Below are 26,501 nucleotides of genomic sequence, written 5' to 3' on the forward strand. Positions count from 1 at the left end.
CTTATTCGCAAAAATGTTCTGGCAGCAGGAGTCTCATATGACCAGATTCCCAATGTATCCTTCTGGGGCGAAGATCGTCATTTCTGCATCCGTGCTCAGGCATTGGGTTTTCGTTTGTTCGTCGATACTCATTTCCCTGCGTACCACATCTATCGATTGTCCGAACTGCCGGGGGTATCTGCCTTTAATCGCAGGGCGAGACGAGGGGAGGAGACGATCAGTATTACCCTGTGTATGATTGTGAAAAATGAAGAAGCTTCCCTCGTCAGATGTCTGGACTCGGTCAACGGTATTGCCGATGAGATTGTAATCGTGGATACCGGTTCGACGGATCGTACCCGTCAGATCGCTTCCAGATATACGGATCGTATCGTTGATTTTGAATGGGTGGATGACTTTGCAGCAGCACGCAACTATGCCTTCGATCAGGCAAAGAGTGAATATATTCTGTGGCTGGATGCCGACGATGTGTTCGAACCGGAAGATCGGGCGAAATTGATCGCCTTGAAACGTTCGCTGGACCCGGATGTTGATAGTGTCACGATGGATTACAATCTGTCATTCACAGCAGATGGCAAGGTAGCCTACAGCCTGCGCCGGAATCGTCTGGTGCGTCGGGATCGGCAATTTCGCTGGATTGGCGCGGTGCATGAATATCTGGCTGTAGCGGGCAATCTGCTGCATAGTGATATAGCGGTTACCCACAAGAAAGATAAGGAGTATACCGATCGGAATCTGCGGATCTATCGTAAAAGGGAACAGGCCGGAGAGGAATTTGGGCCGCGTGACTTGTACTATTTCGGTAATGAACTGAAGGACCATGGACAGCATGAGGATGCGGTGAAGTACTATGAGAAGTTTCTGGATACCGGATTGGGCTGGGTGGAAGATCAGATCGCTGCTTGCCAGAAAATTGCGGATTGTGAAGCTGCACTTGAACATCCGGAACAGGAAGTCACGGCGTTGTTCCGATCATTTGCCTATGATCTGCCAAGAGCCGAGATTTGCTGTCGATTGGGTGGTTATTTTGCCGACCGTGAAGATTATCGCAAGGCCCTGTTCTGGTACGAACAGGCGACTCGTGCTGTACGTCCTGATGATCCTATGGTAGTGCTGAATGAAGCAGCCTGGACCTGGATGCCGCATCTGCAACTATGTGTGTGTTATGACCGGATGGGTAACCGTGCCAAGGCCCGGGAACATAATGATATCGCACTCGCCTATCATCCAACACATCCGAGCATGTTATATAACGATCGATACTTTAAAGATTTGGAGAAGGATAACGTATTGGAAAATGCCTAGTATTTTCAGTCGAAATGCAGCCTCTTTCGTGGAATTGAATGGGTAATCAGCCCATGTTCCATGGAGAGGTTTTTTGCATTGTGATAAAAGTACATCCTAGAGTTGGTGACAGACGCATTCACATTGAAATGGATTAATGTATTTCATCCAGGGGAGGATATGCTTTACAATAATGAATAACGGAAAAGCGGTGACCATGATTGCCTGTCTTCGGCTGCCGAATTGATGAAGCAAGGGGAACTGGATATGAATTTGACGGAAGTACTATTGGAGTCAAGGCTAGTTGCGATTGTGCGCGGTATAAGCCGCGAAGCGGCAGTAACAGCTGGACAAGGTATGACAGGTGGCGGCATCCGACTAATGGAAGTCACACTGAACACACCTGGAGCACATGATATTATTGCAGACTGGCGTGAGCGGCATGAAGGAAAGGCTTATGTTGGAGCGGGTACGGTACTGAATGTGCAGATGGCGAAGGAAGCCGTCGCTGCAGGAGCACAATTTCTGGTATCTCCCAATGTCGATCTGTCTGTCATTGAATATGCTGTAGAACATGGTGTCGAGATCTGGCCTGGAGCCATGACACCTACGGAGATTGTCGCTGCCCATGAAGCGGGAGCACGAGTTGTGAAGTTGTTTCCGATGGCGAGTCTGGGTATACCGTATCTGCGGGAGATCAAAGCTCCACTGAATCATATTCCACTGCTGGCAACAGGTGGTGCCACACTGGAGAATATTGCTGATTATTACGCAGCAGGCGCTGCTGCAGTGGGTCTGGGAAGTGCACTTTTACCACGAGAAGCTCTTGTGGCAGGAGATCATGAGCAGATTGCAGCATGTGCACGGAGATTTGTGGAAGCAGCTGAAGCCTAGGATTCCAGCATCAGACGAGGAATATGTATATTTGGGTATATATATGATGGTTCCTTTAAATTAGTTGTTGGATTAATCTTTATCATAAAAACCCATGTCGCTTAACGTGCCGTTCATTCTATTGTTTTATGATGGATGTATGCCAGAATTCGGAGAGGAGAGATGCCCTGTGAAAGCTAAAACAATGATAGGCGGCATGCTCGCCGTGGCCGCAGTAACGGCAGGTGGTTTATGGAAGGCAGCGGTAAAGAGCCAAACCCCCAAGAAGATTCCAATCACACTCACACCCCCAATGCCATTTGAGGATGTGACCTTTGACAGTGGGGGAGGTCGGGTGCATGGCTGGTTCATCCCCGCCAGAGCCGACATTCCGAAACCATGGCCGCTCGTTATTATTGCACATGGCTGGGGCTCCAATCGCTCCCGTGTTCTTCGTTACGCACGTCCGATCTGGGAAGCTGGATATGCCTTATTTATGTATGATGTGCGTAGTCATGGGGCCAGTGATCCGGTTCGTGCTGCATCTGCCTACCTGTTCCGGGATGATCTGCTCGCGGCATTGCAGTATACGACTGCACGACCAGAGATTGATGCGGATGCCATCGGAGTGCTTGGTCATTCTTTGGGGGGATTGGGTACTATTCTTGCAGTGACGGAGGGAATTCCTGTATCAGCAGTGATTACGGACTCGATGCCATCGCAATTTGAGGTAATCGTCAGTTCAGAGCTGAGACGCCGGCGTCTGCCCTTGTTTCCACTGGCCCAGTTAATTCCGAGAATCTGGTTCTGGCGACTGGGTGAATCTCTGAAATCTTATCGTCAGCGTGATCCGGTGATGATGCTGAATGAACGGCGCAGGGGGATGCAACTGCCAATGCTTATGGTGCACTCCAAGGGAGATAATTTCATTCCCCCGAGTGAGCTTGAATATTTTATGTCCAAAGCCGATCCGCCTGTTGAACATCTATGGGTCAACAGCGGAGGACACAGTTGTTCTGAGGAAGATCCCACCTTCTGGGACACCGTTATTCCCTTTTTGAAAACCCATGTCCAAGGTCAGGCGAAGTTGAACGATTCGTCTAAAGCGAGTAGTTGACAAGGTAGATTCAGCCTACATAAGAGTGCAGGCTAACAGAGAAAACGCCAACGTGGTTGGCGTTTTTTTTGCTGTTACTAGCAATATGCAGAAATTCACATTTGTAAAATTGCCCGGAAAACGACGATTAAAAAGGAAGCTTATGGTATCATAGATTAGACTGGCAATATTCATGCGAGGTTATTTGTTATGCTTCTTTGTATGAAATTGAAGGGAGAGGTCCAGATTTGAGTTTGAATTGGAAGTTTAATTTACGATTGAAAATGTTCGCAACCAAAGCAACAACCGCAGCGATGGCAACACTGCTGCTTGCTTCGCAAACACCAGGTTTTGCAGGCAGTGCATCAGCCGCGCAAGCAGAGCAGTTGACCGCAGCGACAACGGGGGAAAATGAACAACTAGACGCAACGAGCAATGACGTGCCTGAGGGAGCGAAAATCTCATCCAGGCAAGCCAGTGAAAATATACTGAAATTATTTCCATTATTAAAAAAAGCAACGATCTCATCTGCACGATTCGATTCACCTAATTCCTATCCACCGCCAGACTACAAGGCGTGGGAGATCGGGTTCCAGATTACACAAGGCAATCATACGTCGGGATTCAGTGGAACTGTACATGCAGGCACAGGGGAAGTGTTAAGTGTACATTTGCCGTCGGATATCCTGGATAAACATGTCTCGGAATCAGATGTGAAGTTAACCAAAGCTCAAGCTGAAGAAAAGGCCGTGGCACTGTTGTACCAAGCGATTCCGGGTCTTAAGGACAATGAATATGCTCCGCTTGGAGATCTGTATTCTTCCATCGAACAAGAGTCATTGTTTGGCAGAACAGAGTATCGATACGGGTACCAGTTAAAACATGATGGATTGTTATCTGACGCAGAGACAGTCTACATTAATGTGGATGAAAGTGGTTTGGTGACAGGTTACTCACGGGGTACTATTGAAGCCAAGTATCCCTCATCGAAACCGGCAGCTTCAGAAGAGAAGGCCAGACAGCAGTTTGAAGAACAGTTCGATGTGGAGCTGGCTTATATCGCCAAAGATCGTCTATCTTCCAAACAGGGTCAGCAGTATTACCTTGCATATACACCAAAAAATATCAGTATCATTCCGATTGAAGCCAATACGTTGGAACGGATTAATACATTAACAGGTAAAGCTGTAGATGAAGATTCTTTGCAGCAGGATACGAAGTTAAAAGGTGATGTAACGCCTTTTGTCCCGGCCAATGGTACGAGGTTAAATGTTCAGCAGGCCGCCAATCGGGTCGCAACAAACTTTGATATTCCCAAGGGATATAAGCTGGAGCATAACCAGTTGGGCAAGGGATATTACTCAAGTCCGAACAATCAGGTGTGGAGTCTGAGCTGGAGCGATCGAAGTGCCAATATGTCCTATATGTTCATGCGGGATATCTCAGCACAGGTAGATGCAGTTACCGGGCAGATCTACAGTTATACGATGATGCAACGAATGGGACCGGAGATGGAACAGGAGAAGCCGGCTGAGGAGAAGGCAGGCAAATTGGTAACCCGGAAGCAGGCTGAGAAACTGGCGATGGACACGGTGATTGCGCTAGTTCCAGACGCAACGGAGCAGTTCCGACTGGCTAACGTGATTGAGGTGGATGATGCTCGCACATTTTTGTTCCAGCGTTATCTGAACGGAATTCCGGTTAAGGAAGATACGGCACAAGTACAGGTGTTGAACAACGGGACGATTAACGAGTTCTATACACGTATTGCGGCAACGACTGAACAACTGCCGGCAGATGTTAAGCCAGCCATCAGTTATGAAGAGGCCAAGGCACTCTATCTGGAGGAATTCAAGCTGATCCTCGCATATTCCCGTTATGGCGGATATGGTATGAACGGTGGTCAAGTCATCCCAGCGGGGGTGAACCTTGCTTATATGCCTACACGTGATGAGAATTCGATCTATGGCAACTATGAAGCGCTGGATGCGAACACAGGGGAGTGGAAGCTTTTATACGGGGACACAAGCTCTGCAACCAAGGCTGAACCTACGGATATCTTGGGTCATGTGGCCGAAGCAGCTCTACGCAATATGACACAGCATGGCGTATTGCTTGCTGATGAACAGGGACGCGTATTCCCGGATCGTGTGATCACCCGAGGGGATTGGTTTAACTATCTGGCAAGAGCGATTAATCCAAATATGGATCTGTACTACAGTGGGGACGGAGATGACAAGTTATACGCTGATGTGACACCTGACAGCCCGTATTATAAGGCAGTTCGGGCATTAATCGATCAGCGCTGGCTTGCCGGAGCGGACCCTGAACAGAATTTGAATCCGCAGGAAGAGATGACACGTGAAGAATTGGCAGTGCTGCTTGTACGTATTTTACGCTATGAGAAGCTGGCCGGATTCTATACGTTGCCATCGGATCTTCCCAACATTGCGGATGCCAGTGCCATTACGAGTAAGGGAGCGGTCTCCCTGAGTCTGAAGCTGGGATTGCTTCCTTCGATTGAAGGACGATTCATGCCTGCACGTAAAGTGACGGTAGCTGAAGCGTCACAGGTATTGGAACGGCTGGCGAAGCTTCAAGGTAAGACAGATACGTTTATGAGTGGTAATCGCCTGTATTAGACGAGGAATCACTCATATCGTGACCAAACGAAACATAGGATGAAGATAACGGGTAGTCGTGATTCAATGAACTAAAGATCAAAGGGACCTTCCATAGAAGGTCTCTTTTGATTTAATTTTTACAAAACTAGAAGAATGACGACAGAGCCTTTTGTGATACAATAGGGCGTGAGAACTTTGCAAAGAAGGGTGGGTTCCTTTCATGGGTAAGAACGGGAAACGAATTATCACCATACTGCTGGCAGGCTGTCTGATTGCTGTAGCGTTACCACGTACGGTTGATCTGGATCAATTGTATGCTGCATCAGGGACATCAGATATATCCACGGCAACAGATTTGCGCCAGACCTTGCTTACCGCAATGTCACAGCGAACGGAGGAACTTGTTTTTACATACAAAGGCAATGTGAAGGGCCTCAAAAAACAATTACAAACCTCCATCGATGAGGCAATGAAGAGTAACCCCTATATCCAATATACCGTTAAAAGTTATGCATTTAATTATAAAGGCTCCAATGTGTCGGCCGAGGTGCATGTGACTCTCTCCTATCGGGAGACCAAGGAGCAGACCGATTATGTGAATCGTAAAGTCACAAACGTGTTGAAAGAAATCATCAAACCAGGCATGACGGATCATGAGAAGGTCAAGGTCATCCACGACTGGATTGTGCTTAACCTTTCTTACGATACTTCGTTGAAGAAATATACGGCCTACGACGGGCTTGTTACAGGCAGTACCGTCTGTCAGGGATATTCACTGTTGGCATATCGGATGCTGGAGCGAGTAGGTATCGATAACCGGATTGTGGAAGGTACAGCGGGCGGGCAGCTTCATGCCTGGAATATCGTGAACCTGGACGGCAAGTGGTATCACATGGACACTACCTGGGATGATCCTACCCCTGACCGCAAAGGTAAGGTTAGCCACAGCTACTATTTGCTGAGTGATGATGAGATGGCACGTGACCATATCTGGACAGGCAAAAGCAAGTACCCCGCTGCGCCCGCCCCATATCGAGAAGCTTTATTAAAGCTGGTGAAGGCCGGAGATAACAAAAAAGCCGCTTATCAGAAGCTGTACCACGCTCTGGACTATTCCCTGTATGATGAACAGGATGCTGTTAAAGGCCATGCTGCGCTGAAGACCAAAGTTCAGAGTAAGCTGAAGGAAGGCGGAACCTCACTCACGTTCAGGTACAAGGGTACGGAGGCTGGACTGATTGAAGATTTGCAGGATTTGTACCAACTTGGCATGAAATCGATATCTTATTATGTGTCCAAAATGGAAGGTACTACGGATCTGCGCGTCAAAATTAACTGGACATTATAACAACCGTTTGAACAGGATGCTCCGCTTGAGGAGTATCCTTTTTTGTGTTCAATTTTGTGTTCAAAAACGAGGATTTTAGTGTTGTCTATTTTTTGTATATGTAGCTTTGCTATTCTAATCTTCGGCGTATGCCAACACTACGTACGAGGAGGATATGCAAACAATGAGGAAAAAAGTGAGCATAGTGATCATTGCTCTGTTACTGGTCACGCAAATGATGCAGGGTTGGATATTTACACCAACAATGCATGCTCAGGATGAATTAACTAATTTGCCAGCCAGTGCAATCAGCGATACAGCATCAGAAGAAGGTTTGGCAGGTTCGGAAGAGGTTAACAACGTTGACGTTGCTGCCACTCCGGAAGAAGAGGGGGAGGGAAACCTCAACCAGAGCAGTTTAGCAATCGCAGCTGCAGGCCCGGTAATTACAGATCAATTGATTACCAGTGTGCAGATGTACAATCAGGCACCAGAAGACAACGGGAATGGCACGATTGAAGTCAAAGGAGATAAAATCGAGGATATTCGACCACGAATCCAGGATGAGGTGGCTGTAGTCTTTACATGGGGACTTGCAGATGAAAACCACAACTACAGCGATGGCTCTACGTTCACCTTTAACTTGCCTGATAAATTCATCATCGGATCGCAGCTTAAGGGTAATCTGGATGGCGGTGTTGGGGAGTATGTGGTGAATCCAGATGGCACAATCATCTTTACCTTTAATGAACTGATCGATCATGCGAAGCTGGAAGGCAACTTCTACGTGTGGATTAAGTTCGATGAGAGCAAGATGGAAGATGGCTTGAAACAGGAGATAGACTTTAGTTCCGTAGGGCAGGGCATCATTGATGTACATTTTGCCAACACAGCCGTAGATAAGTTGAAGAAATCGGGAAGCGCAAACAAAGACAACTTCAACTCGGATGAAATTAAATGGACTGTAGATTTTAACCAAGGCGAGAAGGCAATGAAAAATGCTGTTCTTGCAGACACGTTCCCAGCAGAGCTGGAGCTCAAGGGCAATATCGAAATTCGCGAATTGGAAGTGCAATTGAATGGATCTGTAAAAGAAGGCCCAGTAGTTCAAACGGAACCACAGTTTCCAATTCAATTGGGAGATACAGATAAGGCCTATCGTGTAACCTATACGACAAGTGTTAAAGCACCAACCACTGCTCCGTTCACCAACGTGGAGTATCAAAACCAGGTTGCGCTTACAACGGATCAGAGTGAGCACAACGAAACAGATATTGGCCGAGTTCGTGTGAGTTTTAATGAGCCTTTGAACAAATCAGGGCAAGAGAGTGCGTATGATCCGGTGACCCAGACGATCACATGGAAAGTGCAATATAACTACAATCAGCAAGAAATTATGCAAACGAATGCATGGATTGAAGACCGCTTTGATACGGCAAAACAGCAACTGATCAACAATTCCGTCAAAGTGTATCAAGTGGACATTAATGCAAGTGGAGCGGCTTCCAACAGAACACTGATCAATCCGAATGAATACACACTCGAAGCGATGGGTACAGGGTTCGATAATGGCTTCAGATTACATTTTAAGAACGATATTACAAAGGCCTATGAGATCGAATATGATACTCAATCTATTCATCGTGTGTATACAAACGACACCATTACGAACACAGTGAACATGTATGATGGTACTTCCAAAACAGGCCGAAGAGACATCCAGGAAGTCATTTTTGCAAAGAGTGTAAAAAGTGAAAACTTCAACACAAAAGAAATCGAATGGCAGATTGTTGTGAACCGTGATTTGCAGGACATGACGGATATCGTCATCACCGACAATTACGAAGGCAGACATATGAAACTGATTCCGGGTAGTCTTCAAGTGAGTGGTGTTAACAAAGACGACTTTGAACTGACTCCAGACCCGGCTGATCCAACGTATGAAAAAGGATTCTCACTTCGCTTGAAGGACGGCGTAACGCTCAGTACGGAGCATGTTATTACTTATAAAACAAGCTTTGATCCCACAGCGGGTATGCCAACGAATGATGAATATCGCAACTCAGCCAAGATCGATTGGGAAGAGTCTGATGTAAAACAGACTGCGATTACCAAAACTGCTGCGGTCAAACCGCAAGACTACACAATTCAAAATGGTAACAAAAAGGGTGAATATAGCGCCAAAGATAAAAAGATCACCTGGACAATCGATGTAAACTACAATTTGTTTGATATTCAGGATGCAATCCTTAAGGATGCTTACACTGGAGACCAATCTTTCGTAGACGGCTCATTGAAAGTTCATGAGTTAGAGTTGCAGGGAGCCAATAATGTTACTGCTGTGGGTAGCGAGGTTCTGCTCACACCTGGTCAATTCCAGTTGAACCCGGACGGTAAAGGTTTTGCGTTGGATCTGGGTAACATGGGCAAAATGGCTTATCGCATTCAGTACCAAACAAGTCTGGATGGACCATATTCTGTAGCAGGCGCATATGCCAACCAGGCTGTTCTGACGGATGGTGAGGGTGGTGCAATACGATTTAATAGATCAGCCAGTGTTACACCTGCCAACGGTGGTGTATACGTGCGCAAAACAGGGAAGCAAGAAGGTACAACGGATAAAGCATCATGGACGGTAAATATCAATCCAAGTCAATCTTTCATTCCTGCGGGTAACCAATTAACAGATACCTTGTCAGAGAACCAGATTTTATTGGCTGATTCATTGAAATTATATGCAACCAATTTACCTGCCAACAATTCAGGCAATGTATCCACCAAAGCTGGACTTGTTGATCCGGCTGATTATGAATTGGACGTGGAGGGCAATACATTTACCTTCACCTTCAAGAAAGATATCCATACTGCATTCATTTTGGAATATCAGTCTTATATTAATGCCGATCATGGCGCCCGAATTGAGAATAAGGTTGAATTTGCAGGCCAATCTTCCTCGGTAATCGGAGAAGGTAATCAGTCGGGAATCAAAGTTTCCTTGGCTGGAGCTGGTGGAGGAGCCTCTACAGGTCTGGGCAAAATCAGAATTCACAAAGTCAGTGATACAGGAGTTCCGCTGGAGGGTGCAATATTTGCAATCTATAATGCGTCTGGAACTACGCTTCTGGAAACATTGAAACCAACGGACGAGAATGGTGTGGTTGAAAGCTCCAGAAACTATCGATTAAACAATCTAACCAACGGTGTACCTTATAAGTTAAAAGAATTATCTGCACCGGCAGGATATTTGGTTGATCCTGAATATGGCTCTGCCTCAGGTCAAACGATTGAATTTAAGGATGCGGATATTGCTTTTGAAATTGAAAATAAAAAGATTCGCCAAGGGTTTGAATTAACCAAGGTAGATGCGGTGGACTCCTCCAAGACACTTAAGGGTGCAACTTTCGAATTGTACTCCAAGGACGGCGCAACGCGAGAGAAAATCGATGAGTTAACGACAGGGGAAGATGGGAAGATCGCCAAAGGTGGACTGTCGCCAGGGGATTATGAGCTGGTAGAAGTCGTGGCACCTGAGTTTTATCAATTGGATGCTACACCAATTCCGTTTACCATTGTAGAGAATCAGACGGAGAGTATTACCTTGACGAAGTCTAATGCAATGGGTGCAGGTGGTAAACTTGTCGTTACCAAAGTAAATGCCAAGGATAAGTCTGTATTAAGCGGAATCGAATTCGAATTGCGTGATCGTTCCAACATTGTCATCGATACAAAAGTAACCGACCTAAATGGGGTCATTGAATTCGATGGTTTGGATTATGGTTCATATACATTGGTAGAGACCAAGGCAGAAGGCTTTGTTATTGAACAGCCGGAGACCCTTGTATCTATTATCAAACCAGAAACTCAAATAACCATTGAAAATAAAAAAAATGATCGTTCTGTTAAATTGATTAAAACCAATGCGGGCCGAACTCAGCACCTTCAAGGAGCTGTATTTGAATTACGAGCTCAAACTGCATTGATGGATGCAAATGGGAATTGGGAATTCCACAAGGTAACAGGTCTAGATGAAGCTTCACTGACAACCAATCAACAAGGTGAAATTGTACTTGAAGGCTTGGATATCAATAAATATCAGTTGGTTGAAATAAAAGCGCCTAACGGGTACATGTTGGAAACAACACCAGTACCATTCGAAATTACGAACATACAAACCGAAGCTGTAGTTGTGGAAAAAACGAATCAGGCTATCCCGGTATCGGGTGGTGGGTCTAGTGGACCTTATAATCCGGGAACACCTACTACGGGTGTAACACCAGATCCAGAGAAACCAGTAACTCCGGAACCAGGAAAACCAAATCCGTCGGTTCCAGGCACGGTTGTAACTGAACCTACAGAGTCTGGGGGAGGAAGCGAAAGTCCGACAGATGAAGATTCCGGGGTAGTGACACCGACACCAGGCGATTCCAACGGTGACGATACTGCACCTCCAGTTGGGGATACAGATGCACCTGATGGGGATGGTGCACTTGCACCTCCTGCTGGAACGGATACAGATGGATCACAGGGCAATGGAAATTCCGCATCACAGCCAAACGGAAATTCTGGATCTCAGGGAATGCTGCCACAAACAGGTGAAGAGAGCACAATGGCTTACACTGCTGTGGGCATGATGCTGATGGCGCTAGGTAGCGCGGGATTCATGTACTTCCGCCGCAGACAACAGCTTCATCGCTAGATCGAAACACGCAGTATCTAAAATTCATCGTGTGAGATAGAAATACCCTCTAGCAATCACTACGAAGACTTAGCGTCGACGTGTGAATATGCTAGAGGGTATTTTTTGGTGATATTTAGGGAGGATCAGGTCCCCGTAACATTTGGTTTCACTGCAATAGCTCTTACAATTAGGCGATGTGTTGGATTGACGAGTGGATCACAGGTAATCAAGGTAAGGACCTGTCCAAGCCCAGGATCCTCCAGCACAGATAAGTCAGTTGGCTCCACAACGGATATCTGATCTACCTTATATTGGATAATCGTTCGATCTGCCAGGGTGACTTCCATTGAATCACCAATCTGGAGTTCTCCCAGACGATTGAACAGTCGTCCTTTTTTGTGGGCGCGATGAGCGGCTATCGCAGCATTACCTTTGTTCCCGATACTGGTGGTTTCAACAAGATGGGTTGCAGCTACCTTCATGTTGGCTTCCGTTGCACCCTCCAGAATCGGTAAGCGGACATCAATCTTGTCAATCGATAACACCCCCAACGTATCCGATGAGACCTCTTGCACTGTACCTGTATTGTCAGTAGTCGGCTCGGCAGAAACTGCATCCTGTATGCCTTGTTCGAAGGAGTGATTAAGCTTAGACAAGCCGTTTTGCAATTGCTCCAGATCGTTCATGACACGGGTTTGCTGCCAGTCATAATACGTTTCCCGCAGGAAAGGAAAGCTGATGATCAGGATGCCCAATAGAACGAGCAGAATAGAGAATTTTTTCATTATACACCAACTCCCGTTGTCCAAGAAAAATAGTATACCTTTCTCTATTTTACTTACCGACCTATACAAAATATGGACAGGGACGAAAGGATGTACAGAAATGTTCGAAGGGGGAGGCCGATCCAAAACAAAACCTCCCCGTTTCGCTACAGTAGGAAAACTGCAACGCCACGGGGAGGTTTTATTAAATAGCCACTATTTATCAGCTGGTGAATCCGTAGGTGTGAAGTCACATTCCTGCAACGGCACCACTTTGGTCTTTTTGATCCATTTGTAACCGAGCCACAACACCAGGAACAGGGGTACGCTCAAGTAGGCAACGATGGCTCCACTCCAGTCGATCTGATCACCCGTGAATGCCTGGTAGTTCTGTCCAATGATCACAACGATACACAGGACAAAAGCGAAGATGGGCCCAAACGGGAACCAGCGTGCACGGTAAGGCAGATCGCTCAGATCCCTGCCTTGTGCAACGTATGCACGACGGAAGCGATAATGACTGATAGCGATACCCAGCCAAGTGATAAATCCGCACATCCCGGATGCATTCAGCAACCAGGTGTACACAATCCCATCACCGAACAGCGAGGCAAGGAATGCCAACATACCAACGGCTGTTGTAAGCAAAAGTGCATTCATTGGAATACCCTTTTTGTTCAACTTGCCCAAGAAACGAGGGGCTTTACCGTCACGGGCAAGAGCATAGAGAACCCGGCTTGAAGCATACATGCCTGAGTTACCGGCAGAGAGTACAGAAGTCAGAATAACGGCATTCATGACGGAAGCCGCAATGGCGAGGCCAGCTTTCTCAAACACCAGTGTGAACGGGCTGACACCGATATTTTCCAGGTCACCTTTGAGCAGATTCGGATGAGTATACGGGATGATCAAACTGATCACGGTAATCGCCAAAATGTAAAAAATCAGAATACGCCAAAATACCTGACGAATTGCACGAGGGACATTCTCGCGCGGGTTTTCACTTTCACCGGCAGCTACTCCGATAAGCTCGGTACCTTGAAATGAGAATCCAGCAGCCATGAACACACCAAGCACAGCGAAGAATCCGCCATGGATGGGCGCATCACCGATGGTGAAGTTGCTAAAACCAACGGCTTCTCCGCCCATAATACCAAAGATCATGAGCACACCAACGGCCAGGAAGATGATAACAGTAGCGACTTTGATAATGGCGAACCAGTACTCGGACTCTCCATAGCCTTTAACAGACAACACGTTCAAGGAAAAGATCAGCACGAGGAACAATAAGCTCCATAACATGGATGAACTGTCGGGGAACCAGTATTTAATGAGTACAGTAGCGGCAGCAAGCTCTGCTGCAATGGTTACCGCCCAGTTGTACCAAAAGTTCCAGCCCATGGCGAACCCGAGAGCAGGATCGACAAAACGTGCGGCATACGTATTAAATGAACCGGAGTCCGGCATAAAGGTAGCAAGCTCACCAAGGCTGGTCATTAGGAAATAAACCATGATGCCAACGGCCACATAGGCAATTAATGCTCCACCAGGGCCTGCGGTTGAGATGGCGGTACCACTTGCGAGAAACAGCCCGGTACCAATTGAGCCACCGAGGGCGATCATCGTCATATGGCGTGCGCGTAATCCTTTTTTCAGGGAAGGTCCAGTTGTTGTTGTTGGGTTACTGCGGTCTTGCATGGAAACACTCCTTCATTCGGTATACTGATGTTTGCGATACTTGAATTCATAAACAAAAGACCACAGGCATCAGCCTGCGGTCTTTAATATTTCAATGTCCGCACCATGTCCCAGATGATTAAGATAGCTCAACACAGAAGAATTCATACCTTTATATAAAGGAAATGTACTTCCGTGACAGTTCTGCGCCTTTCGACAGCAGCCCCAGCTCACTGGACCGTATAAGGAACGTCCAGCGAGCTTCGGCGGGTACACCTTTCGGCTGATCTCATAAGCGGCTCCTTAGCGCCTCCATCAGCGTACTGATCGCACCCGCGACCTCTACCTCACCATCAATGGATGAGGTGTATCTATTGTCTATGAAATTATGAACAACACAACTTAACACCGTGTGTCCTGTTTAGTAAACAGACAATCAGTATAACGCGCATGGTTTTCCAGTGCAATAACAATTGTTGGATGTGAGGTCTGAGAGACGACTATTCCTCTTTTTTATTACGGCCAGCCATCTGCTGCCATACCGTTCCAGCAGCCTGTTCGCCTGATTCGATCCGCTCCAGAGCCATCTTGGCCTGCAGGCTGACTTCAAATTCAGGATCTTCAGCTGCAACGCGCAACGCTTGCTCTGCTTCTTCAGTTCCGACCTCATAGAGAAAACGTGCTGCACGCCAGCGTACAAGTTTACTTTTATCGGATAACGTAGCTGTCATGGCTGGAGTGGCGGCAGGATCACCGATATCCGACAAGGTATCCCCGGCAGTCCGGCGTACCGCAGGAGAACTGTCCTGAAGTGCTTCATAGAGCAGTTCCATCGCTTCCGGTGTACGAATGTCACCCAGGTATACGACAGCCAAGCGACGTATCTGCATTTTGTTGTCATGCAAGGCATGGGCTACGAGAGGCAGTCTTTCTGCCGTAGGCTCCATGCTGTCAAATGCCGCATAGCGAACATTCCAGTCTTCGTTTCGCAGAGCCTCTTCAAGTTCGGCTCCATCCAATTCACGGCGGCGCTCGACGAACTCTTCGGATTTGGTACCATGTTCAATGGCCTGTTTAATGACTTGCTCCAGCCGTTCCGGCGGGTAAGCGGCTTCCAATTCCTGCTCGACTTCACGTGCAATATCAGGCAATTCACCATATCGAACACCGTAATCACTCAGTTTACGTTCTTTGATCATCGTTGCACTGGCGACTTCTGTTACGGCTTTGACAAAGCGGTCTGACAACGAAATTCGTTCTTCCTTGACCCCGGCCTTGACCCTAATTTGCATCGGTACACCTCGGAAGAATTGTACAAATACCTGTGCTTCTCCGAAGTGCTCGCCTGAACCATCTTCGGATTCAATCCAGTCCAGATCGATGCCGTGCTGTCCAAGGCGATTTTGGACTTCGCCCAAGATAACGGACCAGTCGGCATTCCCTTTACGATCAAGTGCGACAAAGTCTGTTGTGTGGAACACACTCTTTACACCGGGAATATGAAGCATCTGGCGAATGAACGCCGGAGCAGATCGTTCGTTGTCCAGTGTATATGTTTTGCGAATTCCGTCCTCCAGACGTTCATCGAGATGTAACATCATCGTATTTGGACTCGGTGTTGGTTCAATGGAAACAATATTCATCAATGTAACCTCCTATAGTACCAGATTCATCTTTAACTTCCCGTAAATTAAATCACACGGGTATTTCTCTATTTTACATCAATGTGTGGAATCTGCGAAATCATCCAGAAGTGAAGTGGACGTGTCTAACACTTAATGTGAAGAAGTGCGAAATTTGTTAACACTTCTTTCATGTTCACGCACAAACATTTTTAAACGAAAATTGGCACAATAAAGATAAGAATCAACTGGAGGTATACCTATGGAACCCATTACCGTGCTCTCGGATGGAAAACGTCGTATTGCATATGAGAATATTATTCAATTGTTCACGAACTGGATTGAGGACTCAACATCTGGTTCTGCGATAGAAACACATCGGGGAAGTTGGGAAAATGCCCGTTATTGTATTGTTGATTATCAGGTTGCCGAAGAAGCGGTGTCAGCAGCAAATGCCATTCGGGCTTTTATGCCACAACTTCCGTTACTAGTCATTACGGATTTCCAATCCCTTATTCGGAAGCGTCACCTGCAAGAAATTACAGGTACGGGTGAGATGAAGATGATTCTCTGGAACGAGCAAGACCCGAATCAACTAATCAAGGATATGGAAAATTGGTTTCATTCTTCGTCTATCCATAACTCAAAAATAGCCATACCACCCATCTTATCCATGAGATAAAAGAGAGATATGGCCAAAGATGTTTAACTTTTTAATCGTTACGATCGTATTAGATCACATATTTATAGCCTGTTCCCCAAACCGTTTTAATATAACGTGGGTTCTTGGGGTCAGGCTCAATTTTTTTACGTAGACTTGAGATATGAACATCAATGGTACGATCCAGATAGGCGCGTTCGGAGCCTTTGATCCGATCCATCAGTTCATTGCGGGTGAACACTTTACCCGGATTGCGGTACAATTCCTTCATAATCTCAAACTCAATATGAGTGACCTCGATTTCAACGCCATCCACAAACAGGGTTCTTCTGTACTCATTCACATTCACATGTCCAGTAACCTCTGCCTGCTTGTCTTCTTTTACCGGTTTATCCTGATAGGAAATGATTGATCTTCGCAGCAGTGCTTTAATCCGGGCATCCAACTCTTTCAAACTAAATGGTTTGCACAGAAAGTCATCCGCACCATTATGCAATGCACGAAGTCGATCATTCAGCATGGTGCTTGCCGAGATCATCAGAATGGGCACAGTGGAGTGCTGGCGAAAGGCTTCTACGAGATCATTTCCATCCATTTCAGGAAGCATGAGATCCGTTACAACAATATCCGGCTGGAATTGTGGAAACAGTTGAAGTGCCTCGCGGGCATGATGAACCCGTTCAGTGATGTATCCTTCCTCCTCAAGAAAGAAAGCAATCATGTCGGCTAGATTTTTCTCATCTTCTATAAGAAGTACTTTGATAGTCATAGGGTCACACTCCTGGTGAAAATAATATGTTAAGAAAATGCTAAAAAAACAAGGTGAATTGCGAATAAATGCCGCAAATTTTTTAATGTTTCTATCCCAAAATATAGGATGTATATGTAGAGAAAGAAGACGCTTTTTGAATGAACTTCAATATTCTAGCATGAATGCAGTTTGGTTGCCGATCAATCAGAATTTCCCAAAGCTACACCAAGTATTAATTACAGTATAATGGATCAGAACGAGTTAAGGGGAAAAAAGTAATATTGTATCCGCTTAAGTTTATAGGGGGAACCAACGTTGTTGTTGAAAACAGAAGAAAAAATGATCCATGAGGGCAATGGCTTATGGATCGTATAAAGGCAAGACAAATGCTGGATTGGGTCGTGTTGAAGCTGAGAATACCCTGGATTGGGACCAGCATTCTGATCATTCTGGGCTCATTAAGCACTATTTTTCCGTTTACTTTATTCTATGGTGTACAGTTTATGATTGGTAGCGCGGCAGCACTCATTGCTCTTCGTTTGCATGGGGCCATCTATGGATTTGTCACCCTTACAGTTATCCATCTCCTGAATACCGTCTTTGTCGGCTTTGTGCCGCACAATTTAACTGTCATGCTTGCCCACTTCATGGAATTAATTTGGATGCTCGTTTGGCAGATCCGCTGGAAGAATGGCAGCTTAATCAAGGCTAATGCTGTCTTTTGGGTAGTGATGTTACTTCCTGTTATCTATGGCGGGCATTTTATGTTGGGTCTAAATATAGACGATTTGAAGTATGAGTATATGTATATTGCTGTGATTGGTATGGTGAATGCGCTGATTGCGGGAATTGTAGTTGATTTTTGGATCACCACGGGTGAACACAAATCAAAACGCATGGGAACCATTCCACTAACAAGAATTGCGTTTAAATACGTAGTCGCCTTTGTGGTATTTGTTTCTCTCGTACTGTTATCCGCAGATAGCCGCAGACAATTGGGGCAAATGAATGATGCCATATTACGTGATATGAAATATGCAGCAACTGCGGTTGTTCAGGATCTTGATGAAGAGTACGTTACCTCTGAGAATATGGATCAGAATATGGCGCGTTATCATCATCTACTGGGTGTGAATGTGATTCTGCTGAATCGCAATGATACAGTCGTCGCTTCTGGTTTGAATACACTACAGGTGGGCGAGTATCTGGACATGGACAGATTCCGTCTTCTGAAGTCGAGGGATAACCTCATTCTGTTAAGTTCCGCAAATATCCATTACAGCGATGTATTGAATCATTGGAAACAAGCCTCTTTTATCTATGAAGCAGAAATGACAAGGTTAACACCTTATCGGGTATTCATTGTGACTGACTCGTCCGAGTATTACCCCCGAATCGAATCCATTTATCTGACCACGCTGCAATCCCTGTTCATCATCATCGTGGCTTCCATGATCGTAGCGGCTCCTCTCAGCAGTAAGGTTGTTAGCCCGCTGTTAAGACTGACCCGAATGACAGGCTCTCTTCCGAGACTGCTGTTTCGAAATGGGAAGATGGAGTGGCCAACCAGCCATGTAACCGAAGTACAGATCCTGATTGGTAATTTGCGCAAAATGGCCGATGTGCTGCTGGAACAATTCGAACAGATTCGTCACGACAAGTTAACGCTGGAGGACAGGGTTATCGAGCGTACCAAGGAACTCAAGAATAGTGAAGAGGTCAAACGTGCCATTATTGAATCCTCTATTGATGCGATTATCGCTGTGGACTCCAATGGGCTGATCGTTGAGTTTAATCCGGAGGCTGAAAGAATGTTTGGATTGCGTCGGGAAGAAGTGATCCTGCACAAGGAAGCGCCATCTCTTTTTCAAGGGGCCAGCTGCAAGGAGATCAAGAATTTGCTGGAGCGATTTGAATATGTTGAAGGTAAAAGATACACCATCGTTGAAGAAATTTCAGGTATCCGACGGGATGGTTCCGTATTTCCGATTGAGTACAAAATTGTTGAGATCCAGTTGGGCAAAAATGAGACATTATATAACCTGTTTATTAAGGATATTACGGAGCGGACCAGAGCAGAAGAAGATCGTGTACGTCATGCCCTTGCGCTGGAGAAGCTGAACTCGGAGTTGTTCAATGAGAAGATTGCCATCCAGGAACAGCGAGATATCAGTGAGCAATTTATTGAATCCGTACGAGAAGGGCTCGTGATGTCTGATCGATCAGGTACCATAACCATCGTCAATCGAAGGATAGAAGAGATGTTTGGTTTGGGTGATTTTATGGGCAGATCCATTGAAGATTTGGCGCAGGCCATTGATACGATGGTATTAACGGACAACTTCAATCTGATGGAACAGACGAGAGCATTCCTGAATGGAGAAACGGCTTTTATCGAGACCGAATTTATATTCAATAATGTGGATAAAAGTGTTTTTTCCTTGTACATGAAGCAGATGGATGTCCCGGGTAAAAACCATGGGTTTCTGCTGGTGTTCCGTGACCGAACAGGAGAAGAACGGCTGGATCGGATGAAAAATGAGCTGATCAGTGTGGTATCTCATGAGCTTCGAACGCCTGTAGCCACCATTATGGGATATGTGGAACTTATGATGATGTATGACCTTCCGGCAGCTCAACAGCGGGAATTCATGCAGACCATCTCTTCGGAGGGCAAGCGGCTGAGCAGTTTGCTCGATGATGTACTCGATATTCAGCGTCTCGACAACGAAGGTATGACTTACCACATGACGTATGTACCGCTGGTGGAGTTGGTAGAAGGGGTTGCCGAACAGTGGAATATGAAGTCTGCCCAACGTATCTACGTGCATACGTTTAATGGAGACTTTTTTGCTTATGCGGACCAGAACAGGATGGTTCAGGTTCTGCATAATCTGGTGGGTAATGCAGTTAAGTATTCTCCGGGAGCCGATCGTATCGATGTTACGTTATGGGAAGAAGAGGAATGGTTATGTCTTGATGTGCGTGATTACGGAATAGGTATTGCGGAGCAAGAGAAGGACATGCTGTTTAACAAATTCTATCGGGTCGATAATTCGGATCACCGGCAGATTGGTGGAACAGGAATTGGGTTGTACATTTCCCGTAAAATTGTAGAGGATCACAAGGGTACGCTGACCTTTATATCTGCACCGGACAAAGGAAGTACGTTCAAGGTACGACTGCCCAAGCAGGACGTATTGGTCTGAATTTAATGAAGAATGAAGAAATGTATTCCACTTTTTTTATGAATAATGTTTATGTACGAGACCTACGGATAGAGCCTTTGCCCTTCAGCGCGTGAGCGTGATAAGGGGAAAGGCTTTTTTTGTTTTTCAATTTCCCCGGATAAAAAAACAACTTCTTTTGCAAACTGTCTATAGAGCCATAATTTGCATCCCATGCAAAAGGAGGACGGCAGGTATATGTTCCGTAAACAAGAGAAAACACTCATTATCGTCTGTCTGGTTGCAGCTGTGGTTGTGCTGTATGCCGTTGTGAAGAGCATCATCCGAATCATGAGTTATTGAGATACACGTTCAAGCAGAGTAACTGCTGTCGTACATAACGATTATGTGAAAGAGGAGTGTAACCATGTCATCCCTGGACCCTGTTTTGCTCAGCCGGATACTAACCGGCCTTACCCTGTTTGTACACATTATTTTTGCCTCTATTGGTGTAGGTGTTCCACTTATGATTGCCTTGGCCGAGTGGCGAGGACTCCGAACCAATGATATGCATTACACCTTGCTGGCACGCCGGTGGGCGCGAGGTTTTGTCATCACCGTTGCTGTTGGCGTCGTTACAGGCACCTCGATCGGATTACAGCTCAGTCTGCTGTGGCCGATGTTTATGCGGGTAGCGGGTCAGGCAATCGCCCTGCCGCTGTTCATGGAGACGTTTGCCTTTTTTATAGAGGCTATCTTTCTTGGGATTTACCTCTATACGTGGGATCGTTTCAAAAAGAAATATACGCATATGCTGCTGTTAATTCCGGTAGCTCTCGGCTCATCTGCATCTGCGATCTTCATTACAACGGTGAACTCCTTCATGAACCAGCCTCAGGGATTCACCCTGATTAATGGCATCATGAAGGACATTCATCCGATTGCTGCCATGTTGAATCCGGCAACGCCAACCAAAGTGTCCCATGTGCTCGCCTCATCCTACACCTTGAGTGCAGGTATTCTGGCGGGGATCGCCGCCTTCAGTTTGCTTCGGGGACGGGATCATGTGTATTACAAAAAAGCACTGAAACTCACGACGGTATCTGCGCTCGTATTTGCCATTAGTACCGTCATGATCGGCGATTCCTCCGGTAAATTCCTGGCGAAATATCAGCCGGAGAAGCTGGCTGCCGCAGAATGGCATTTCAAGACGATGAAAGAGGCACCGCTCGTTTATGGCGGTATTTTGGATGAGAATAATGAAGTGAAATACGCGATTGAGATTCCCTATGCGCTTAGCATTTTGGCGGGTAATCGTCCAGATACGGAAGTGAAAGGTCTCGAAGAATTTCCGGCGGATCTGAGACCACCACTATCCATACATTATATGTTCGACCTGAAGGTCACCACCGGAGTGATCATCCTGATGATTCCTGTGTTATATGTACTGCGGCGCTGGTTGCCAGGGCGCAAGCCCTATCCCAAGTGGCTGCTGCTTGGCATTGTCTTGCTGGGGCCACTGGCCATGATTGCGATCGAGTTGGGGTGGATGTTCGCTGAAGTTGGCAGGCAACCTTGGATCTTACGCGGATATATGAAGGTGGCGGAAGCGGCCACGACGTCAACTTCGGTAGGATGGATGTTAGTGTTGTTCATATTGCTGTATCTGATCCTGTGTTTCTCGTGCATTCGGGTACTCAGCAAGCTGTTCCGTAACAAGGAAGCAGAGAAGGAACTAGAGTCTCTGGGGCTTGAAGGAGGGATCGTGCATTGAGTTTCGAAATTGCAGGCATCGCAATATTGTGGACGTTTTTGTTCGGTTACCTGATCGTTGCTTCGATTGATTTTGGCGCCGGGTTCTTCAGCTTTTATAGCATTTTGACCGGGCATGAGAACAAAATTCATAACATCATTCAGCGCTACCTGTCTCCCGTGTGGGAAGTGACGAATGTGTTTTTGATCTTTTTTGTGGTCGGACTGGTCGGGTTTTATCCGGACAGCGCCTTTTATTACGGGACGGCCTTGCTGGTGCCGGGTTCCCTGGCCATTGTACTGCTTGCGATCCGGGGCGTGTATTACGCCTACAATACCTATGGCAATCATGGGCAGAACAGCCGGATCTATATGGCATTGTACGGGGCGACGGGATTGCTGATTCCAGCCGTGTTCTCCACCATTTTGGCGATATCCGAAGGCGGGATCATTGAAGAGGTGGGCGATCAGGTGTTTTTTCGCTGGCGTGAATTTTTGACGAATCCCTATACATGGTCGGTTGTTTTGCTTGCACTGGTTAGTGTGCTGTACATCTCGGCGATGTTTCTATCTTATTATGCAAAACGGGCGGGGGATGAGCCGGCATATGAGGTGCTTCGAGAGTACGCGCTGCTCTGGAGTTTGCCTACCATTTTTGCAAGCTTTCTGGCTTTTCTGCAGATTAACAAACAGAATCCCGAACACTTTGAGCAGATGGTAAATATTTCGTGGATGTTCATCGCTTCGTTTATTTGTTTTGTCATTGCTGTGTCGCTGGTGTGGAAAAGTAAATATCTGGGTTGGTGTTTTGTTGCTGTCATTCTTCAGTTTGCCTTTGCCTGGTATGGTTACGGGCGATCTCACCTTCCGTACATATTGTATCCTTACATCAATATTTACGACGGCTTTACGAATCGCACGATGGGGATTGCGCTCATTACAGCGTTTAGTCTGGGGCTACTCGTGCTCATTCCTTCGCTTGTGCTGATTATGAAGCTGTTCCTGTTTGATGCCAATTATGTGCGCGGTAATTCTGGTAAAAAGAAAGGATGAGTCTGTTCATGCACCCATACATGTTCTCACTCATGACTTCCTTGCTGGATCCACTATCTACTGAGGGAGTCACGGGGATACCCGGTATAACCGGATTGAGCTTTTTTGAGACATTCACCATTATGTACGCCCCTCCACTGATCATTGCGGCTGCTATTGTCTTTCTGTTTGTATATCTGGCCGTATATAAGAACCCAAAGGATTGATTGGTTGGTACGTCCATTCCCGTTTGGGGTAATCTGTTGTTAAGAAATGAGGAAGGGAGGAGGGCCCTTTCATGCCAAAAATCCGTTATAACAATATCGATAATGTAAGTACGGACAAAACGCTGAAGGAATTCAAACAATGGAGGGAGCAACGGCGGAGCAAAGTGAAGGACTACTCCTACACCGTGCCCAAACACCCGCCTGAACTGGATTATCTGCATGCCAACCGGGATGACACAAGTATTACCTGGATTGGTCACTCCACGTTTTTCATTCAATATTATGGATTGAACATCGTGACTGACCCGGTGTGGGCCGAAAAAATGGGATTTCAACGAAGGCTCGGTGCCCCCGGCATTCCGATTCAGGATATTCCACCGTTGGATGTGATTCTGATATCCCATTCCCACTATGATCATCTGCATCTGGCTTCCTTGCGTAAGCTGATTACAGCCAAGACGTTGCTCATCGTACCCGATGGTCTGAAGCGCAAGATGATTCGCAAAGGATTTCATCGATGCCAGGAGATGAAATGGTGGGATCATATGACACTTGGCGGAGTCAAAATAACTTTTGTTCCTGCACAGCACTGGACGCGCCGAACGTTGTTTGATACCAATACGTCTCATTGGGGCGGTTATGTATTGGAATCGAATCATTCGGCAACGAATTCAGCAGTGGAAAGTGCTACAACAACGAACAATCAGGATGAATCATCCACGGAATCAGGGAAGAACGAAACATCCAAAACATCAGGCGGTCCGCCTGTGTTGTATTTTGTGGGTGATACAGGTTACTTCCAGGGTTTCAAAACGATTGGAGAACGCTTTGACATTGGTGTTACCCTGATGCCCATCGGTGCCTACGATCCGGAATGGTTCATGACTTCTCAGCATGTGACACCCGAAGAAGCGCTGCAGGGGTTCGTTGAATCCGGTTCACAGCTCATGGTGCCAATGCATTACGGCACATTCAAGCTGGCGGATGATACGCCCAAGGAAGCACTGGATCGGCTGGAAGCCGAACGTGAACGGCTAGGCATTGGTAAAGAGCGGATTCGGGTGCTTGGTCATGGCGAGACACTCCGCATTCACCACGAGGAAGGTAAACGGGGCTAACAAAAGTGAGCCAAATATGTTAATGTAGGGATATGCCTGCATGAACAGTGTATTTACCAAATCTTTAATAAGTAAAAAGCGGCCAATTTTCGAATTTGCCGCTTTTTTGTGTTATAATATGGTGCCAGAATAGGCATCGGGATATTGAATCCATGATTTACGCAACTTGCTATTCATGCAGTATGCAGATTAACCAATAAAGGATGGTATGCTTAATGATCAGTACAAGCGGCATCACGCTCCGCTACGGAAAACGTGCACTTTTTGAAGATGTAAATATCAAATTCACGCCAGGGAACTGTTACGGCCTGATCGGCGCCAACGGAGCCGGCAAATCAACATTCTTGAAAATTTTGTCTGGTGAGATTGAAGCCAACTCGGGAGAGGTGCACATCACCCCGGGCGAACGTATGGCCGTTTTGAAGCAAAACCACTTTGAATATGATGAGTATCCGGTTCTCGAAACGGTAATTATGGGTCATAGTCGTCTGTATTCCATCATGAAAGAGAAGGATGCTTTGTATGCGAAGGCAGACTTCACAGAAGAAGACGGTTTGCGTGCAGGTGAGCTTGAAGGGGAATTCGCTGAGCAAAACGGCTGGGATGCTGAACCAGATGCAGCGGCGCTCCTGATCGGTCTTGGCATTGTTCGTGACATGCATGACAAAAAAATGATAGAGCTGAGCGGAAACGAAAAAGTCCGTGTATTGCTGGCACAAGCGTTGTTTGGCCGTCCAAACAACCTGTTGCTCGATGAGCCTACCAACCACTTGGATCTCGAATCCATTCAATGGCTGGAGAACTTCCTGATGGATTATGAAGGTACCGTTATTGTGGTATCCCATGACCGTCACTTCCTGAACAAGGTATGTACGCATATCGCAGATATTGACTTCGGTAAAATCCAGATGTACGTAGGTAACTATGACTTCTGGTATGAGTCCAGCCAATTGGCACTTGCTCTGCAGCGGGATGCCAACAAGAAAAAAGAAGAGAAGATTAAAGAGCTGCAAGCCTTTATTCAACGTTTCTCTGCGAACGCTTCGAAGTCCAAACAGGCGACTTCCCGGAAGAAAACACTCGACAAAATCACATTGGATGACCTTCGTCCATCCAACCGTAAATACCCGTTTATCAACTTCAAGCCTGAACGTGAAGCAGGTAAACAATTGCTGACGGTAGATCGTATTGACAAATCCATCGATGGTGTGAAAATGTTGAATGATGTGAGCTTTGTGGTGAACAAAGGTGACAAAATTGCATTTGTTGGCCCGAACGGAAATGCCAAATCACTGTTATTTGATATTCTCATGGGTGAAACCGAAGCAGATAGCGGCGAATATACTTGGGGTATAACGACGACTCAGGCTTATTTCCCGAAAGACAACTCTCAGTATTTTGACGGTGTAGACATGACTCTTGTGGATTGGCTCCGTCAATATTCCAAAGATCAGGATGAAACGTATCTGCGTGGATTCTTGGGCCGTATGCTGTTCTCCGGTGAGGAGTCCCAGAAGAAGGCTAGCGTACTCTCCGGGGGGGAGAAGGTTCGTTGTATGCTGGCAAAAATGATGCAGACAGGTGCAAACGCACTGATTCTGGATGAGCCAACGAACCACTTGGATCTTGAATCCATCACAGCACTGAATAACGGTATGATTGACTTTGACGGCACAATGCTGTTTACATCCCATGACCATCAGTTCATCCAAACGATTGCTAACCGGATTATCGAAATTACGCCAACAGGCATCATCGATCGCCAAATGAGCTATGACGAATATCTGGAAAGTGATGAAATCAAAGAACTGCGCAATAAAATGTATCCGGTAGAAGCTTAATCTAAGC

General features: G+C 46.3%; 17 protein-coding genes and 1 riboswitch. Of the genes, 13 read left to right on the forward strand and 4 right to left on the reverse strand.

The genetic code is table 11. From position 1 onward, the window contains the following. Positions 1-234: 234 nt before the first annotated feature. The 6 genes from MHI01_RS31025 (at position 235) to MHI01_RS23380 (ending at position 11,900) form a co-directional block, all read left to right on the forward strand. Complete coding sequence (locus tag MHI01_RS31025) at positions 235-1,305, forward strand: glycosyltransferase family 2 protein (RefSeq protein ID WP_100529913.1); 1,071 nt, start codon at positions 235-237, stop codon at positions 1,303-1,305. Positions 1,306-1,551: 246 nt separating this feature from the next. Beyond that, positions 1,552-2,178, forward strand: coding sequence for a bifunctional 4-hydroxy-2-oxoglutarate aldolase/2-dehydro-3-deoxy-phosphogluconate aldolase (locus MHI01_RS23360; RefSeq protein WP_047841586.1), 627 nt, complete (start codon positions 1,552-1,554; stop codon positions 2,176-2,178). A 169-nt stretch (positions 2,179-2,347) separates the two neighbouring features. Next, positions 2,348-3,274 (forward strand): alpha/beta hydrolase, encoded by a 927-nt coding sequence (locus tag MHI01_RS23365; RefSeq protein ID WP_051447016.1) that lies wholly within the window; start codon positions 2,348-2,350, stop codon positions 3,272-3,274. A gap of 227 nt (positions 3,275-3,501) precedes the next feature. Then, the gene (locus tag MHI01_RS23370) at positions 3,502-5,895 is read left to right on the forward strand and encodes an S-layer homology domain-containing protein (RefSeq protein WP_340984238.1); all 2,394 of its coding nucleotides are present in this window, start codon (positions 3,502-3,504) and stop codon (positions 5,893-5,895) included. Positions 5,896-6,097: 202 nt separating this feature from the next. Beyond that, the gene (locus MHI01_RS23375) at positions 6,098-7,225 is read left to right on the forward strand and encodes a transglutaminase domain-containing protein (RefSeq protein WP_340984239.1); all 1,128 of its coding nucleotides are present in this window, start codon (positions 6,098-6,100) and stop codon (positions 7,223-7,225) included. A gap of 163 nt (positions 7,226-7,388) precedes the next feature. Beyond that, positions 7,389-11,900, forward strand: coding sequence for a collagen binding domain-containing protein (locus tag MHI01_RS23380; RefSeq protein ID WP_340984240.1), 4,512 nt, complete (start codon positions 7,389-7,391; stop codon positions 11,898-11,900). A gap of 125 nt (positions 11,901-12,025) precedes the next feature. On the opposite strand, the gene MHI01_RS23385 is transcribed toward MHI01_RS23380, so the two are convergent. From MHI01_RS23385 to MHI01_RS23395, 3 genes are all read right to left on the reverse strand, one after another. Continuing rightward, complete coding sequence (locus MHI01_RS23385) at positions 12,026-12,667, reverse strand: class D sortase (RefSeq protein WP_036606954.1); 642 nt, start codon at positions 12,665-12,667, stop codon at positions 12,026-12,028. A 195-nt stretch (positions 12,668-12,862) separates the two neighbouring features. Next, the gene (locus tag MHI01_RS23390; RefSeq protein ID WP_127546584.1) at positions 12,863-14,344 is read right to left on the reverse strand and encodes an amino acid permease; all 1,482 of its coding nucleotides are present in this window, start codon (positions 14,342-14,344) and stop codon (positions 12,863-12,865) included. A 116-nt stretch (positions 14,345-14,460) separates the two neighbouring features. Then, a riboswitch (Lysine riboswitch) is annotated at positions 14,461-14,676 on the reverse strand. Positions 14,677-14,823: 147 nt separating this feature from the next. After that, positions 14,824-15,966, reverse strand: coding sequence for a virulence factor (locus tag MHI01_RS23395; protein ID WP_076319643.1), 1,143 nt, complete (start codon positions 15,964-15,966; stop codon positions 14,824-14,826). A 241-nt stretch (positions 15,967-16,207) separates the two neighbouring features. On the opposite strand from MHI01_RS23395, the gene MHI01_RS23400 reads away from it, so the two are divergent. After that, positions 16,208-16,627 (forward strand): hypothetical protein, encoded by a 420-nt coding sequence (locus MHI01_RS23400; RefSeq protein WP_036606962.1) that lies wholly within the window; start codon positions 16,208-16,210, stop codon positions 16,625-16,627. Positions 16,628-16,676: 49 nt separating this feature from the next. On the opposite strand, the gene MHI01_RS23405 is transcribed toward MHI01_RS23400, so the two are convergent. Further along, positions 16,677-17,375 (reverse strand): response regulator transcription factor, encoded by a 699-nt coding sequence (locus tag MHI01_RS23405; RefSeq protein ID WP_017692253.1) that lies wholly within the window; start codon positions 17,373-17,375, stop codon positions 16,677-16,679. 344 nt (positions 17,376-17,719) lie between these two features. On the opposite strand from MHI01_RS23405, the gene MHI01_RS23410 reads away from it, so the two are divergent. The 6 genes from MHI01_RS23410 to MHI01_RS23435 all read left to right on the forward strand — a co-directional run bounded on the left by MHI01_RS23410 (position 17,720) and on the right by MHI01_RS23435 (position 26,494). Then, complete coding sequence (locus MHI01_RS23410; RefSeq protein ID WP_340984241.1) at positions 17,720-20,566, forward strand: ATP-binding protein; 2,847 nt, start codon at positions 17,720-17,722, stop codon at positions 20,564-20,566. A 385-nt stretch (positions 20,567-20,951) separates the two neighbouring features. Further along, entirely contained in the window at positions 20,952-22,298 is a 1,347-nt protein-coding gene (locus tag MHI01_RS23415; protein ID WP_036606964.1) for a cytochrome ubiquinol oxidase subunit I, read from the forward strand. After that, positions 22,295-23,329, forward strand: coding sequence for a cytochrome d ubiquinol oxidase subunit II (locus tag MHI01_RS23420; RefSeq protein ID WP_340984242.1), 1,035 nt, complete (start codon positions 22,295-22,297; stop codon positions 23,327-23,329). Before MHI01_RS23415 ends, MHI01_RS23420 begins: the two co-directional genes overlap by 4 nt. Positions 23,330-23,337: 8 nt before the next feature. Then, complete coding sequence (cydS, locus tag MHI01_RS23425) at positions 23,338-23,535, forward strand: cytochrome bd oxidase small subunit CydS (RefSeq protein WP_127546575.1); 198 nt, start codon at positions 23,338-23,340, stop codon at positions 23,533-23,535. A gap of 71 nt (positions 23,536-23,606) precedes the next feature. Then, positions 23,607-24,653 carry an MBL fold metallo-hydrolase gene (locus MHI01_RS23430; RefSeq protein ID WP_340984243.1) on the forward strand — a complete coding sequence of 349 codons (1,047 nt, stop codon included), beginning with the start codon at positions 23,607-23,609 and terminating at the stop codon, positions 24,651-24,653. A 215-nt stretch (positions 24,654-24,868) separates the two neighbouring features. After that, positions 24,869-26,494, forward strand: coding sequence for an ABC-F family ATP-binding cassette domain-containing protein (locus MHI01_RS23435; RefSeq protein WP_036606972.1), 1,626 nt, complete (start codon positions 24,869-24,871; stop codon positions 26,492-26,494). Positions 26,495-26,501: the final 7 nt, after the last annotated feature.

The organism is Paenibacillus sp. FSL M7-0656 (assembly GCF_038003225.1).
Classification (GTDB): domain Bacteria; phylum Bacillota; class Bacilli; order Paenibacillales; family Paenibacillaceae; genus Paenibacillus; species Paenibacillus amylolyticus.

Bases quoted from the DNA above. Each gene is read 5' to 3' on its own strand.
- MHI01_RS31025 (WP_100529913.1), top strand. From the start codon at position 235: ATGATTGTGAAAAATGAAGAAGCTTCCCTCGTCAGATGTCTGGACTCG.
- MHI01_RS23360 (WP_047841586.1), top strand. From the start codon at position 1,552: ATGAATTTGACGGAAGTACTATTGGAGTCAAGGCTAGTTGCGATTGTG.
- MHI01_RS23375 (WP_340984239.1), top strand. From the start codon at position 6,098: ATGGGTAAGAACGGGAAACGAATTATCACCATACTGCTGGCAGGCTGT.
- MHI01_RS23380 (WP_340984240.1), top strand. From the start codon at position 7,389: ATGAGGAAAAAAGTGAGCATAGTGATCATTGCTCTGTTACTGGTCACG.
- MHI01_RS23385 (WP_036606954.1), bottom strand. From the start codon at position 12,667: ATGAAAAAATTCTCTATTCTGCTCGTTCTATTGGGCATCCTGATCATC.
- MHI01_RS23390 (WP_127546584.1), bottom strand. From the start codon at position 14,344: ATGCAAGACCGCAGTAACCCAACAACAACAACTGGACCTTCCCTGAAA.
- MHI01_RS23395 (WP_076319643.1), bottom strand. From the start codon at position 15,966: ATGAATATTGTTTCCATTGAACCAACACCGAGTCCAAATACGATGATG.
- MHI01_RS23400 (WP_036606962.1), top strand. From the start codon at position 16,208: ATGGAACCCATTACCGTGCTCTCGGATGGAAAACGTCGTATTGCATAT.
- MHI01_RS23405 (WP_017692253.1), bottom strand. From the start codon at position 17,375: ATGACTATCAAAGTACTTCTTATAGAAGATGAGAAAAATCTAGCCGAC.
- MHI01_RS23410 (WP_340984241.1), top strand. From the start codon at position 17,720: ATGGATCGTATAAAGGCAAGACAAATGCTGGATTGGGTCGTGTTGAAG.
- MHI01_RS23415 (WP_036606964.1), top strand. From the start codon at position 20,952: ATGTCATCCCTGGACCCTGTTTTGCTCAGCCGGATACTAACCGGCCTT.
- cydS (WP_127546575.1), top strand. From the start codon at position 23,338: ATGCACCCATACATGTTCTCACTCATGACTTCCTTGCTGGATCCACTA.
- MHI01_RS23430 (WP_340984243.1), top strand. From the start codon at position 23,607: ATGCCAAAAATCCGTTATAACAATATCGATAATGTAAGTACGGACAAA.
- MHI01_RS23435 (WP_036606972.1), top strand. From the start codon at position 24,869: ATGATCAGTACAAGCGGCATCACGCTCCGCTACGGAAAACGTGCACTT.